Origin of the sequence: Microbacterium murale, assembly GCF_030815955.1 — a bacterium.
GTDB lineage: Bacteria > Actinomycetota > Actinomycetes > Actinomycetales > Microbacteriaceae > Microbacterium > Microbacterium murale_A.
In genome coordinates this window covers 2289249-2303086 of the sequence record NZ_JAUSXK010000001.1, presented here as the reverse complement: position 1 = coordinate 2303086, position 13838 = coordinate 2289249, and the positions used below count along the sequence as shown (strand labels likewise).

11 protein-coding genes are annotated in these 13838 nt (G+C 67.6%); 2 read left to right on the top strand and 9 right to left on the bottom strand.

Annotation, left to right across the window (positions count from 1 at the left end; genetic code table 11):
• Window positions 1-38: 38 nt before the first annotated feature.
• The 9 genes from QFZ46_RS11215 to QFZ46_RS11175 all read right to left on the bottom strand — a co-directional run bounded on the left by QFZ46_RS11215 (window position 39) and on the right by QFZ46_RS11175 (window position 12388).
• The gene (locus tag QFZ46_RS11215; protein WP_307361402.1) at window positions 39-881 is read right to left on the bottom strand and encodes a hypothetical protein; all 843 of its coding nucleotides are present in this window, start codon (window positions 879-881) and stop codon (window positions 39-41) included.
• A 24-nt stretch (window positions 882-905) separates the two neighbouring features.
• Window positions 906-1346, bottom strand: a complete 441-nt coding sequence (locus QFZ46_RS11210) for a hypothetical protein (protein ID WP_307361400.1) — start codon at window positions 1344-1346, stop codon at window positions 906-908.
• Window positions 1343-5005 (bottom strand): WXG100-like domain-containing protein, encoded by a 3663-nt coding sequence (locus tag QFZ46_RS11205; protein ID WP_307361397.1) that lies wholly within the window; start codon window positions 5003-5005, stop codon window positions 1343-1345. Before QFZ46_RS11205 ends, QFZ46_RS11210 begins: the two co-directional genes overlap by 4 nt.
• 3 nt (window positions 5006-5008) lie before the next feature.
• Complete coding sequence (locus tag QFZ46_RS11200; RefSeq protein ID WP_307361395.1) at window positions 5009-5302, bottom strand: hypothetical protein; 294 nt, start codon at window positions 5300-5302, stop codon at window positions 5009-5011.
• Window positions 5299-5757, bottom strand: a complete 459-nt coding sequence (locus tag QFZ46_RS11195) for a WXG100 family type VII secretion target (protein WP_307361393.1) — start codon at window positions 5755-5757, stop codon at window positions 5299-5301. The genes QFZ46_RS11200 and QFZ46_RS11195 overlap by 4 nt, the downstream gene beginning before the upstream one ends.
• 55 nt (window positions 5758-5812) lie before the next feature.
• Window positions 5813-6106, bottom strand: coding sequence for a WXG100 family type VII secretion target (locus QFZ46_RS11190; RefSeq protein WP_307361391.1), 294 nt, complete (start codon window positions 6104-6106; stop codon window positions 5813-5815).
• Between the two features lie 128 nt (window positions 6107-6234).
• Window positions 6235-6900, bottom strand: coding sequence for an FHA domain-containing protein (locus QFZ46_RS11185; protein WP_307361390.1), 666 nt, complete (start codon window positions 6898-6900; stop codon window positions 6235-6237).
• Window positions 6901-6985: 85 nt separating this feature from the next.
• Window positions 6986-11326, bottom strand: coding sequence for an FtsK/SpoIIIE domain-containing protein (locus QFZ46_RS11180; protein WP_307361388.1), 4341 nt, complete (start codon window positions 11324-11326; stop codon window positions 6986-6988).
• Between the two features lie 150 nt (window positions 11327-11476).
• Window positions 11477-12388, bottom strand: a complete 912-nt coding sequence (locus QFZ46_RS11175) for a hypothetical protein (protein ID WP_307361387.1) — start codon at window positions 12386-12388, stop codon at window positions 11477-11479.
• Between the two features lie 75 nt (window positions 12389-12463).
• Here QFZ46_RS11175 and QFZ46_RS11170 point away from each other — a divergent pair, with 75 nt between their 5' ends.
• The gene (locus QFZ46_RS11170) at window positions 12464-13135 is read left to right on the top strand and encodes a hypothetical protein (protein WP_307361385.1); all 672 of its coding nucleotides are present in this window, start codon (window positions 12464-12466) and stop codon (window positions 13133-13135) included.
• On the top strand, window positions 13116-13820 hold the full coding sequence (locus tag QFZ46_RS11165) for a hypothetical protein (protein WP_307361383.1): 705 nt from the start codon (window positions 13116-13118) through the stop codon (window positions 13818-13820). The genes QFZ46_RS11170 and QFZ46_RS11165 overlap by 20 nt, the downstream gene beginning before the upstream one ends.
• Window positions 13821-13838: the final 18 nt, after the last annotated feature.

Here is a 13838-nt window from a genome sequence, read left to right as displayed (position 1 = left end):
GCGACCGCTGTCAATCACGCGCGCCGCCACGTCGAGGCTCACGGCTCAGGCGCCCAGACATTCGCTACCGACCGAACACTCTCGAGTTCGACACTGGGGGCCGTCAACTCGAAATACCCGGGCTCGACGGGCCCTGGCTGCAGTTTTTCAACCTGACTCCACGAGGGGTTCTCCAGCAGAAGAAGAGCCTCGTCTCCGGCCTGTTGCAGGACTCGCACCGGCACCCCCCGATGGCTCGCGGTAACGACGACCTCGAAGATCTCGTCGCACTCGCCGAACGGTGCCAGACGGCGATGGATCATCGGGCGGATCTGCTCGAACCCCTCCGGCACACCATCGTCACCGATCCACACGAGCTCCACTCCCGGCTGGTCGTTCGGTAGGAAGTCGGCAGGAAGATCGTGGCCTCGCCATTTCGCACGCGGACCGATGATGTGCAGCGGTGGATAGTAACCGGTTGCGCCCGTCCACCCCTTCGCAGGGGATCCGAACGCGGCAAGCTGTTCGGTGCGCCCGTCGGCGTGCAGACGCTGAATGGTCGATCCGCTCGGCACGCGAGTGCGCGCAAGAAGCCAGACCGGAGCGCGCACGGGACCGCGCAGGAACCCCGCCTCATATGTCGGCCATGGCCGTTCGCCGATGTCGGAGGGTGTCTCGAAACGCATCAGCGGACGCTGTTCGAACAGCAGCACATCCACGTATTCCGGCGCTTCGGGGAACACCAGCCCCTCACCGCCGAGCCCGTATGCGCGGACCAACTCGGCCGGGCGCACCCCGGCCACATCGGCCGCGCGCACGACTGGCCCACCGACCTCGGCGAGCCCGCCCTTCAGCATCGCGTCCGTCATCGCCGGCATGAGCAGCTTCTGCCAGATCGTCACAACGCCTCCTTCGACGTCACCACGCTACCGCGCCTCACCGGCGGCACCTGCCGGCAGGAACCGACGCCACACCTCGGGGAGACCATCATCGAAGTCGGTGAACTCCGAGATCGAAGCGACTCCCGCCACGAAATTGTCGCCGGGATGCTGACCGGTCTGTCTCTGCACCACGACTCCGTCCGGCCACCGCAGACCCGCCGTCGACGCCGAGTCCGTCCACAGCCGGAACAGGACCGTCCCGTCATCGCGGAAGACAAGATCGTGCACGCGCTCACCCTGATACGTCGCGGACGGCGAGACGTGCTTGAACCCGGGTGTCCCGCCCGGAATCTCCCGCCGAGAGGGCTCAGCGCTCGAATCAACCGCCATCAGCACCCAGTTCCGACTGTTCGACGCCGAGTTGCCGACGACACGATAGAGCACATCATCGACGAGTCCGTACTTTCCCGAACTCAGGGGACTCATGCCGTCTCCACCCACTCGAGAATCGGGTTGCCGTCCGCATCGACGCCGGTCTGCTTCAACACGGCAGTCAGGTGCTGACTTCCGTCTTGACGGATCGACCACATCTCTGCGCCCTCGCGCATTCCCGATGCCGTGCCGGTGTGCAGTTCGGGTGCGCCATCCGAGCCGAGCGTCCAACCAGCGCCCACGAGCGGATTCTCATGCGGCAGGATCACCGCTCCCGGAACATTCGGATCTGCCGGTCCACGATCTGCGATCGGCTGGGCATTGTCACCCCGACCAGGTGTGATCTGCCACGAACCGTCGTCCCAAGTGCTCTGAGATCTGTGCCCGGAGTCGCCGAACAGGCTGGAGTTGCGCGGAATCTCATGGCTGCCGAAATCGTCGGTCTGGTACCTGACGACGGTGACATCGCGGTCGCCCGCGGAGAAGGTCGTCCCCTCATAATTCAGGGCAAGTCGTTCGAAGACGTCACGCGGTGTTCGCATGTCCACAACGTCGCCGGCGCGAGCCGTGAAGCCGTAGATGTGATCTGGGCTGTTGTACCCGGAGCGGTCGTTGTACAGGTAGTTGAGCGCAGTCGTGTCGTCGACGACCTTCTGCATCCAGGTGTCCGCATCCACAGCGATGGAATCGCGCACCTGGGTGAGCATGTCGACCTGATCGGGCGTGAGATTGCGCACGTGCGTGTCGAGTGCGTCATCGAGTTCTCGTCGAGTCCACCCGCGGTCAGCAAGGAAGTTGTCGAGCGGCTGCCCGCCGAACTCGTCCTGATCCCACGGGGTGGTGTTCGCTGCGATCTGCTCGGGCGACGCCTGCACGGTGTGCGACGTGCCGTCGCTGAGTGCCGCTGTACCGCCTGAAGGAGGGTCGCCGGCAGCATCGCCGCCGTTGGGTGGGACATCACCGCCATTGGGCGGGACATCGCCGCCACCACCGGTTGCGCCGCCGTCATCCTCAGGAGCTGGATCGCCGTTGCCTTCACCAGCGCGCTCGGGAGTGAGGTCTCCTGCGCTCTCTGGAGCAGGAGCGACATCAGAGGCCGAGGAAGAGCCGGACGCCTGGGTCGTCGACGGCGCCTCAGATGCTTCACCGGTCGCGGGGGATCCCGTGAAATCTCCGCCGTTCGCGGAGGCACGCCCGTCGACACCAAGCTCGCTGACCCTGATGGTGCCGTCCGGCGCCACCTGTGCGAGGCCGCTGCGGATGTCACCTGAATCCAGCGCGTCGTTGACGGCATCGATGTCGGATTGCGACGTGCCATCCATCGCGGCGTCGATGCGGTTCGTCCCCGTGTTGGCTCCAGTGAGCCAATCGTGGCCCATCTGCCGGCCGTCGAGTGTGTTCCCGAGTCGTGCCGTGTTGTACTTCGCCTCGATGACCGCGACCTCGGTCTGGCCGTCCGGTCCGGTCCGGCGGTAGATGCCGTCGATTCCCTGCGCCGTGACCGGGTGGGACCCGTCCGCACCGTTGTCGATGCGCGTCCAGCCGTTGCTCTCCATGAAGGCCTGCGCCTGGAGTTCGCCGTACGTGCCCTTGTTGTGGTTCGCCGGTGCGTCCGGATCGCCGTTCGCTGCGTTCCATTCATCGAACGTGCGCATGTCGCCATTGGCGTCGAAGAGCCCGGCCACATGCGGGTTCGAGGAGTTCGCGGGGTTCCAGTCGGACGGTGAAAGTCGATCGCCGTCCGTCGGTGACGTCGGCGGGACGGCTGCGTCGTCCTCCGGAGAGTCGCCGGCGTCGTCACCGTCCGCGTCGTCCGGCTTGCCGTCGCCGTCTGCATCTGCATCGGCATCGGGGGCGGCGTCCTCGGGGGCTTCGCCCTCGGCTTCGCCGTCCTCGCGCGGGGTACGTCCGCCGTCGGCTTCGCCGCCGCTGTTCGGGACACCACGCGAACCGGGGCCCGCGCCCTCGGAGCTTCCACCGGTCGTCGAGTCGGCGTCGCTGTCCGGCGTCGGCTCGGGAGTGGGCTCAGGAGTCGGCTCAGGGGTCGGCTCCGGAGTCGGCTCCGGAGTCGGCTCGGGAGTCGGCTCAGGAGTGGGCTCCGGAGTCGGCTCAGGCGTCGGCTCAGGCGAGCTTTCGCCCGCAGGCGTGCCGTCACCAGAAGCTGCGCTGTCGCCCGCAGGCGATCCGTTGCCGGCATCCGGCGTCACGTTGATGTCGGTGTCCAGCGGGGCATCTCCGTGATCGGTCGGCGCGCCGCCGCCGTCACCGCCGCCGGAGCCGATCTCGTTGCCGGCGCCGACCGGGCCGTCGTAATCGGTCCTCGTCCCGTTGCCGTCGATGCTGGTCGAGCCCGGGTCGCCGCCGACGCCGGCCGGGACATTGGCGTCGGGAGTCTCGATGCGTCCGCCGTCCGGGTTTCCCGCGGTCGGCGAAGTGCGACTGGGCAGGCGTGCCGACATGACGACGCCGAGACCCGCACTCAGCGCGAGGGCGCCCGGTGTGATCTCTTCGCCTCGAACACCCATATCGGTGGCTGTGCCCGCGACACCGCCGGTGCCGTTGCCGAGGGCCTGGACGATGACTCGCCGGCCGGCGTTGCCGAACGGTGCCACCACGGCAGCGGTGACGCTGCCTCCGGCGAAACCACCCGCGAATGCCGCGAGGAAATTGGGGTTCGGGTCGACGGTCTCCGCTGCCATCGCCCCCGTCGTTCCCGACACGACCTCGATCACGACGCGGCTCAGCTTCGGGAAATTGGTGCCGGCTGCGCGCAGCGCAGCCACGATCGCACGCAGCTTGCTCGAGAGTCTCATCGCGGCAGCGACGCACTTCTGAACGAGTCCGGCGATTCTCGCACCGATGTTCGCGATGCGGATCGCGATGCCGGAGCCGGCGACGACAGCGGAGGCGCCGAAGGTGACCACGGACAGCAGGCCGCCGACGGCGATGCTCGCCACGACCTCGATGACGAGCTGCACCATCATCTGACGCGACTCGCGATGCGTCTCCTCGATGGTGTCCGCGTAGTCGCGACAGATGTTGTCGATCTGACCGATGCCGTCGCTGCTGCTGACGAACTTCCCGAGGCCATCCGAGAAGTCGTCGACCTTGGAGGAGATCGACGTGAGCTCGCCGCTCTCCATCCCGCTCAACGGGGCATCAGCAGTCGAGATCGAGGTCTTCAGCGCCTCGAGATCCCCGAGGATGCTGGCCCAGGTGCCACCCGCCTCACGGAGCTTGTCCGGATCGCCGTCAGGGAAGAGCGTGCCGACGAGGTTCATGATCTGATCCCAGATCCAGACCGCAGCCGAGTCCAGGCCATCGACCATGGTGTCCGGGCGGCCACCGAAGGCGGACGGCGGGGAGGAGACGGTCGTGCTCTCGATCTTGTCGCGCAGCACGTAGGTTCCGGCCGCGTCGTAGACGATGTACCCGGCGTTCGCGTTGGCCTGGGCGTGCGTGGCCGCCGCCGCCATGAGGCCGCGATCAAGGTCACGCGCCGATGCCTGCGTGTCGGCGAATCCCTGAAGGGCCGCCTTCGCCATCTCGTCGTACGCCTCGGCGAACTGCTCACCACCTGGGTCGGTACCGGCCATGCCGTCGTACCCGTTCAGGGAGGAACGCGCAGAAGATCCGTAGGTGTCCGCCTGCGTGGAGATGGCGTCGAAGTTGTCGGCCGCAGTGCGGAACTTCTCGGGATCGATGTTCACCATGACTCAACCAGCCCAGTTCGTGGTCATCGAGGTCTGTGCCGTCTCGTACTCGGTTGCGGCAACCCCTGCCCAGGTCGCGAGGAACTCCGCATGCGAGGTGAGCACGCTCGCCCCGACCTGCCAGATCTGAACGGCATTGACGAACTCCGCGTTCGCGACGCCCTGCCACTGCGAGTCCACCGCAGCGGTGGCGGCCATAGCGTGCGCCTGAAGGTCGCTGCAATAACCCTGCAGCTGCTTGAGCGCAGATTCGAGACCGCGAATATCGCTCGTCTCGTACGTGTGCTGCCCGGTCATACGTCAGCGCTCCCGCCGTCGGTGAAGGTCTTGATCTCTGCGACGAGTTCGGTGAGATCCTCACGCGAATCGCCGACGCTCTCGGCGAGGGTCACGCTGAGCTTCTCATCGTCCTTGGTGCCGAGCTCGCCATCCTTGCCCGGCTGGTTGATCGACACTCGCGCGGACCGCGTGGCGGTGACGATCTGACTCTCGGTCGTCTCATACGTGGCCTGGGCGCCGTGCAGGCGCGTCGCGATGCTCAGCAACGCCATCCGCGTCAGGCCCGCGCTCGTGATGAATGAGTTCCATTCCTCGACGAACGCGTCAGCGGCATCGCCGGTCCACGTGCCGCCCGCGACCGCATTCACGACGCTCTGCGCCTGCTGGATCTGTGCGTCAAGCATCCCCGCGGCATTCATCATGGATGCCGCGGAGAAGCCGAGCGACGGCGTGCTCACCACGAAATGCGCCATGAGGCACCCCCCTCAACATGTGACGATGGCAGACCCTGCGGTCTGACCGATTGGACTACTGGCGGAAGCTGTTGCCGATGTTCGACTCCGACTCCTCGTATGCCAGCGAGGCCTTGTTGAGCTGGTCGCTGATGCCGTTGAGCGACTCTTTCAGCTGCAGGCCTGCTGCGTCCCACTGCTCATAGAGATCGTTGAAGGTCTCTGATGCGGACCCGCCCCAGTCTCCGGCGATCAGTCCCTGCACGAGGGCCTTCAGGTTGCCGAGCTGCGACTCGATCGAGGACGCGCCGTTTGCGAGCTGGCTCGCGACGCCTGCGAGTGATTCTGAGGTGACCTTGATCTCGGCCATGTCGTACCCCCTGGTCATGCGGCTGTGCCGCTGGTTGGATCTGCGTAACCATTCCTAACACACGGCGGGAGGGCACAACGATGGGGAGAATTGCCCATCGTTGAGCACGCGAGTCTTGAAGCAAGCGCTCAGGAGACGATCAGCGTCGCATCGCCCAGCAGAAGACGGTCGCCGGGCAGAAGGCTCGTCGGCGTTCCCGCGACCAGGACGTACTGGGTTCCGGCGCGTTCGAGGAACGTGCCGTTCGCGGAACCAGGGTCGGTCGCTGTGGCGCCGTCGGGTACCGGCGAGATCACGAGATGCACCCGCGACATCGCCCGCTCAGGGTCAGGAAGGCGCACCGCGACGCCCTTGTGCTGAGCAGCACCCTGCTCGGGCGATCTGCCGAGAACGAGCACGCTTTCCAACGGGAGACGCTGCCCGTCCGGCAGCGTGACCGCGGTCGGGGCCGCGGCGGTGGTCGTCGGCGTCGCGGCAGCGGCGGTTCGCGACTTGTCGCCCGTCGCCTTCTTCGGAGTCTCCGAGGATCTCACGGCGGAAGGCTGCTTCGCGGGAGTTGACGACTCGGCCGACTCGGACTTGCGCGCGGGCTTGCGGGGCGCGGGCAGCGGCACGGGGTCGAGCACGGGGGCGGGCGCCGCGACAGAGGTCGAATCGCGTCGCCGTGGTGCGGAATCCGAACCGGGGAACGGCGGGGCCACGCCGGCGACGGCGTCGGTGAGCTGACCGCAGGACGGGCAGAACATGCTGTCCGGCCTGACTGCTTCACCGCAGAAACGGCATTGAGTGCTCATCGAAGATTCCCCCCTTCATCGGCCGAGCGCCCGAAAAGGGCGCGAGAACACCGCGTCAGTCTAACCCTCACCACGCCACCCGGTTTCACGCCGTGAGGTCCGGGACCTGCACAGGCAGATAGGTGCCGTCCGAGAAGAACATGCCGGATCCTGGCGCACCACGGCCGATATGCGTGCGAGCGAGCTGCACGCCGAACACCTGTGTGCCGATGATGGTCGATGTGGGCGAGAGGAGGAGTCCCGCTCTGCCCTTCTTCGCTTCTGTGAGTGCGACCGTGATCGACGACCCGGCCGACTCCGATCCGACTCCCACCACGAAACGCGCATGCGCGCGCGCCGCGCCGAGAGCTCGGTCGAGCTTCGAATCACGGATGCCCTCGCTGTCATCGACGACGATCGTGATCGGTGCATCGCCTTCGGCGAGCGCCGCGCTCAGTTCTTCATCGGCGGATTGCGGGGTCAGCACCGGCATCCCGTGGCTGCGGGCGACGTCAGAGAGCACCGAGCCGTCGCGTGCGACGGCCACGACGATGCGGGTGCCGTGCCACGCGAGCTGATGCGCGATGACCGCAAGGGCGTGGGTCTTGCCGCTGCGGCGATCACCGGTGACGACGAAGCCGCCGACCTCCGGCCAGGCGACTGTGATCCGCGACAGGCGATCGCCTCCGACGGCGACCACCGGGAACTCCGCGGAAGCGCCCTCGTGAAGCGGAAGCTGCGCCGTCTCGCTGAGTCCGATCCGCTGCGGCAGCGGATCGACCCGGAACGCCTGCGGCAACTCGGCCAACTGCGGGAACTGCGCGTAGTGCGCCGACACATACTCCACGATCGCCCGCACCGCCGCGGTCTGCCCTTCGCCGGTGACGTCGGTGGAGAGCACCGCGAGCTGCGCCTCGGTTCCTGATGAGCCGAACATCACGCGTCCGGGCGGAATCGACGCCGGCACCTCCCGGATCATGATCCCCGCGCCACGGTAGTCGTTGACGTCGCGCATCGGCAGCGCGTACCGGGTGTCGATGAAGCTGGCCACCTTGTCGCTGGGAACCGATCGATCGGCGGTGATGATCACGCGAATACCGGACGACGGGCCTTCACGCAGCAACCGCAGCACATGATCGCGAACCGTCACCATGTCATCCGCGCTCAACGATGCGGACAACCGCTCCCATCCGTCGATCACGAACAGCGCGTACGAGAGGGCGTCACGCGCGTCGGCCTGTGCCCTCTGCTCTCCGATGCTGCCGACGCCTGCCGCGGCGATCACCGACTGCCGACGAGAGAGCTCCTCGCTCATCCGCGCGAGCAGGCGCGGAAGGCGTCCGGAATCCTGTGGCGTGATGACCGCGCCGGTGTGCGGAGCAGCCACGAAGGGCAGCAGTGCACCGGTGCCGTAGTCGACCGCGTACACGTGCAGATCGGCCGGCGTGAAGCGCTGCACCGCCTGCGCGAGCAGTGTGCGCACGGCGGTCGTGCGCCCGGACCGGCTGCCGCCGAAGAACAGCAGGTGCGAATCGGTGTGCGTGTGCCACAGCAGCGGACGCTGCGTCTGACGCGAAGGCACATCGACGAGTCCGAGCACCACCGCGCCCTCCGGCGCGGAATCCTCGTCGAACCGATCGAGGGGAAGCAGCTCCGGCAACGGCAGCAGCCACGGTGACGGGCTGCGCTCCACGCCGAGCTCGGCTGCAGCCCGTGTCGCCAGCTGCACGAGCCCGCGCAGGTCGGTGTCGTCCTGATCCGGACGGTGCACCGCCTTCTCCACTGCGGGGAACCGGGGCGGCAGGCCAACGGTCTGCCATTCGAACTTCGCGGCAGGAGGCAGCACCCGCGTCGTACGCTGGTGCCCGATCCGCAGCCCTGCCACGCGCGCCGTCTGGAACACGACGGGAGCGGCATCGAGCCCGGCACGCATGTACCCGCGGCCGGGGGTGGCTGCGGAGATCAGAGCGGCGTCCGGTGTGCCGATGACGTCGGTCGAGTCCGCGCGGTCGGTCACACGCAGCGCGATGCGCAGGTTGATGTTCGACTGCATCTCCGGCGTGATGACGCCGGACGGCCGCTGCGTCGCGAGCACCAGGTTGACTCCGAGGGAGCGCCCGACGCGCGCGATGCGGACCAGTCCGTTGATGAAGTCCGGCAACTCGGTCTTCAGCTCGGCGAACTCATCCACGACGATCATCAGCCTGGCGAGGCCCAGCCGTGCCGCGGCATCCGCGTCCTTGTCCCACGCGGCGTCGACATCCTTCGCCCCGATGTCATCCCTCAGCACCCGCTCGCGGCGTTTGAGCTCGGCATCGAGGGACGCGAGCGCGCGCTCGGTCTCGCGCGCGTCGAGGTTGGTGACCATCCCGACGGTGTGCGGCAGCCGCGCGCAGTCGGCGAACGCCGATCCGCCCTTGTAATCGATCAGCACGAAGTTCAAGGCATCGGGTCGGTTCGCGAGCGCGAGCGAGATGACCAGCGCCTGCAGGAACTCCGATTTACCCGATCCGGTGGTCCCCGCCACCAGGGCATGCGGCCCATCGGTGGCGATGTCCACGGCGCACTCGCCCTCGGAGCCGGCGCCGATCACGACGAACGATTGTCGAGGTGCGACCCGCCACTGGTCGATGATCGGCTGCGGATCGTTCAGATCGATGCCCAGCAACTCGGTGTAGCGCACGCTGGTCGGCACCGTCGCGTCATCGCCGACGCCGCGGACGTGCTCTATGGAGCTCAACGCCCTGGCGAGCTCCTCGGCGTAGTTCACCGTGACCTGATCGAGCAGCACCGGCGAGTGGTAGGCGTCGCCGGACTCGACTCGTCCCAGCAACGGATCCCCCGGGTCGGCGACGACGACTGTCGTGGCCTCCTCCGGCAGACGGGAGCGATCACTGTCGATCGCGATGACATGGATGCCGTATGCCGAGCCGTGCTCGAGCAGTGCGACCATCCCCGGCAGCATCCGGTAGCGGCGAGCGCCGTCCACGACCAGCACGACGTGCGATTCGGTCTCGATGCGTCGATCGCGGCCGATGCGCATGCGCACGTCGAGAAGGGCACCCAGCTCGCGCACCCGTTCGCGGCGCGTGAGGTCGGTGTTGCCGACGAGCGCGACCGGCCCCACCCCTGGCTGAGCATGCGGCAGCCACTGCACCCACGACCAGGCGTGCTCCTGCTCGCGATCGCACAGCACGGCCACCTGGAGGTCTCTCGGCGAGCGCAGCGCGGTCAACGCGGTGAGCATCGAGCGCACGACGCCCTCGGCCACGTCGGCCGGACCTGCGACGCCCACGGGTCCGTCGGCGAGGTCGACGGCCACCGGCGATGGCGACACACCCACGTGCCGCTCTTCTCGTCGCTCCTTCTGCGGCCCGCCTTCGAACCGGACATCGAGCCGGACATCGGCGACGCCCACTCGCACTTTCAGCGCGTCGGATTCCGACCTGCGGCGCTCCCAGAGCCGCGAGAGCGGACGGGTGACGACATCGCGGATGTACACCGGGTCGAGGTGGTGGTACCAGCTCGTCAGTCGCTGCTGCCTCACCGTGGCCGCGATGCGCTCCCTTGCGGACTCGATCTCAGCGATCCACTCGACCTGCGTGCGCTCGCCCTTGCGCCTGGCGATCTTCTTGTTGGCGATGAACGACCCGACGACCATGATCGGCGAGGCCGCGGCCATCAGCAGCATCACGGGTCGCTGGAAGACGATGGCGAGCGTGACACCGAGAACGACGGGCACGATGGCCGACAGCCACGGGAGCGGAGAGGCGTCAGCCTCCTCCGGCTCGTCCCCCGGCAGAGTGACGGATGGCGGGGTCTGAGAAGGACGGATGCGGGAGGGGCGGTTGAACGCACGCGCACCGAGTTCGTCGACGGTGATGTCGGCATCGGATGCCGGTGCAGAGCCGACCCGTAGCACGCTGCTGCCCAACTGCACCAGATCAGCCGGAACCACATCGGCCGAGGAGGAGTCGGCCTCCCCGTTCACGAGCAGCTTGCCGTCCGAGGCGACGAGCTCGATGCGTGCCGACAGCGGCAAGGGGATGCCCTCGGGAGACGTTCCGCCAGTCACGGTGATGTGCGCGTGCTCTTCGGCCAGATGCGGGTCGGCCACGCGTATCGTGGCGCTCGGCCCCCGCCCGATCAGCAGCCGCTCCCCCGGTACGACCGCCACGGATTCCCCGGCGAAGGGGCCTGCGACGAAGTCGAGCCTGGTCGTTCCGGCAGGATGCACCGTGGATGAGCGACTCGGGATGACCACGCCGCTGCGCAGCATCGACTTCGCGAACGGTGCGACCGGATCAGCGCCGGGAGCGACGATCTCGACGGGAACGCTCAGCGCCTCACCGATCTCCGACACGGTGGTCGCTTCATCGACCTTCACCAGCCAGGATTCGGTGTGCGAGCCGCCGGGACGATCGGCGACTGTCAGCCGGAGGCTCATGATCCGGGTATCCCTTCCAACAGGAGTGTCAGTGGTCCCAGAAGGGATCCGCCTTCACCCGGTGCGTCATCGCCCGAAGGCGGATAGACCATGTGCAGTGGCGCCTTGCGGGCCCATTCGGGGGCCGCGAGGCCGTCGTCATCGGGTGACTCACCGATCGTCACGCTGCCCCAGGACTGCGATCCGTCTGCGGTGACCACGCGGAACATGAACTGCGAGGGCGGCGGGCTGTCGGCGGCGAGCACCGCGGCGCCCGTCCGGAGCACAGGTGAGTCCGGCCGGTCGGGGCTCGGCGCATACGATCGTCCTGTCCTCACCCCATGACAGTGCGGCGAGATCCCACTCCGATGCGCTGCTGACGACGTGCAGTGCGCCGACCGGCTGCTCTTCGTCCGCTGACGCATCGGCCGTCGCGAGCGCCGCGGCCTTCACGAACGACACCGTCAGTTTCACGTCGCCGGTCTGACCGGCATCGTCGGTCACCCGCAGCGGAATCTCGGCGTCTCCGACGACAGACCCTCTGACGGAGAGGTGCGTGGCGCTCACGCCCGCATCGACGCCGTGCGGCAGCTTGCCGACCTCGATGATCGCGCCGCCGTCGTCGGAGCACATCTCGCACTCTATGCCGAGTGCGGACAGCGGCAGCATCGCCTGCTCTCCGACCTCGATGGGCATGTCCAGCCGATCCATGGTGATCTCCGGTGCCGGCGGAGGCTCCATGCGCAACGCGTACCCGACCTGGAGATCGGTGTGCTTCGAGACCATCCGTACGGACAGCGGATGCTCTCCCCAGTCCGGGTCGTATGCGGCGGAGAGAGTGATGGACTCAGCATCGCACGTGATTGTCACGCCTTCGACGACTCCCAGCGCGGCGCAGTCGATCAACCAGCCCTCACCGGGGCGGATCTCACCGGCCTCCTGGTAGGGGATCATGACGGCGCCGTCGGGTGGCGGTCCTTCGTCTTCCTCCTCGGCCTGCGCGGCGAGCATGGCGGAAGCGACTGGCAGCACCAGTGCGAGTACCGCGGCTGCGCCGCGACGCCAGGGCAACGACGAACGCATTCGACTCCAAGTCTCCGGTCGGATCACGACTAGGATAGACGTGACCGATCACCAGAGAGAATCCGCAGTCCTTCGATGAGCGATGTCCCCCGCACCCGCCGAGAGCGCAGCAGCGCGACGGACGTGGTCGCCGGGCAACCCTCGATGATCACGACCACTCCAGTGTCATGGTCATCCGCGGCCCCCTCAGCAGCCCCAGCGGCGATGGCAGGGCAGATCGGATGGTCTTCGGCCCGGCCGAGCCTGGACGCGATGTCCGGACCGATCCGTCCGCTGGAGATCTCCGGCAGCGTGCTGCCGGAGCTGGAAGAGGAGTCTTCTGCAGCGAAGCGCCGTCCGCTCTGGCTGCATCCCGCGTTCCTCGTGTCGGCCGGCACCACGTTGATCGCACTGATCGCCCTCGCCGTCTTCGTGGTCCTGGGGGTCTTCGGCGGAAAGGATGTCGCCGCAGATCTGCAGATCGAATCCACCGAGAACGTGGTGCGTGCGAGCTGGAGCGGCCCGGATGTGCCGTACCAGGTGATCGTGATCGATGGCCCGGCCGGCGATGCAGTGGACGTGTCGCAGCGCGTGACGGGAACCGAGCTGTGGCTTCCGCTCGCCGCCGGACTGATCGACGAGCGGTCATGTCTTCTGGTGCGGCCTGCCGAGGGGAATGAGAAGGCCTCGACCTCGCTCGACCGAACGGCGCTCGACCAGCAGGGAGCCGTAGCGGGGTGCGTGACGGATGCCGAAGACGAGGAGTGACGCGCTTCGACGCGTCATCATCCCGTTGACGCTCGCGCTCCTGCTCGTGCCGGGATGCTCGGGAGCACCCGTCTCACCCGTCGCCACACCGACCCACCTCGATCTGGGTGAGGACTGGGGCGACGACGTCGGCAACGGGGTGACCCTGCTGGGCACGGAGGACGCTCTGGCCGCTGTCATCGCCGCCATGCGCGCAGAACACGGGGGGACCATGACCGGCGTGTTCGTGGACACGGCGGACCGGATGATGACGTTCGTGGTGTCCGGACGTGGCGGTTCGGTGGAGGCCGAGTTCACCGTCAACGGAGTGAGCACCCGAATCGTGCTGACCGATGACGTCGCCTACGTACTGCCCTCTCCTACGGGTGAGGCGGCGGACGGTGCCTACGCCTGCATGGGCGTGGACGACCCCGCGGTGGCCCGATGGCGCACGCTGCTCGACCCGGTGCGGACCGTCGCCGAATTCAGCGCGGACGCGAGTGCGATCGCCGCCGCCGGAGAGGGCACGGCGAACATCGTCCTCGGCGCGGAGGGCACCCTCGGAGCGCTGACCGTCTCCAGGGATGGTCCCCCGTTGCCCACCGCTCTGGTGCGTGCGGATGCCGCCGGCACTATGGAAGTCGAGTTCAGCGACTGGGGCGAGACAGAAGTCGCCCCGCCGTCACCGCTCGCCGACGACTGCTGACGAGATTCGGCAGTGCCG

Excerpts from the sequence above, each read along its gene's own strand:
- QFZ46_RS11210 (WP_307361400.1), bottom strand. The coding sequence starts at position 1,346 with ATGAGTCCCCTGAGTTCGGGAAAGTACGGACTCGTCGATGATGTGCTC.
- QFZ46_RS11205 (WP_307361397.1), bottom strand. The coding sequence starts at position 5,005 with ATGGTGAACATCGATCCCGAGAAGTTCCGCACTGCGGCCGACAACTTC.
- QFZ46_RS11200 (WP_307361395.1), bottom strand. The coding sequence starts at position 5,302 with ATGACCGGGCAGCACACGTACGAGACGAGCGATATTCGCGGTCTCGAA.
- QFZ46_RS11195 (WP_307361393.1), bottom strand. The coding sequence starts at position 5,757 with ATGGCGCATTTCGTGGTGAGCACGCCGTCGCTCGGCTTCTCCGCGGCA.
- QFZ46_RS11190 (WP_307361391.1), bottom strand. The coding sequence starts at position 6,106 with ATGGCCGAGATCAAGGTCACCTCAGAATCACTCGCAGGCGTCGCGAGC.
- QFZ46_RS11185 (WP_307361390.1), bottom strand. The coding sequence starts at position 6,900 with ATGAGCACTCAATGCCGTTTCTGCGGTGAAGCAGTCAGGCCGGACAGC.
- QFZ46_RS11180 (WP_307361388.1), bottom strand. The coding sequence starts at position 11,326 with ATGAGCCTCCGGCTGACAGTCGCCGATCGTCCCGGCGGCTCGCACACC.
- QFZ46_RS11175 (WP_307361387.1), bottom strand. The coding sequence starts at position 12,388 with ATGCGTTCGTCGTTGCCCTGGCGTCGCGGCGCAGCCGCGGTACTCGCA.
- QFZ46_RS11170 (WP_307361385.1), top strand. The coding sequence starts at position 12,464 with ATGAGCGATGTCCCCCGCACCCGCCGAGAGCGCAGCAGCGCGACGGAC.
- QFZ46_RS11165 (WP_307361383.1), top strand. The coding sequence starts at position 13,116 with ATGCCGAAGACGAGGAGTGACGCGCTTCGACGCGTCATCATCCCGTTG.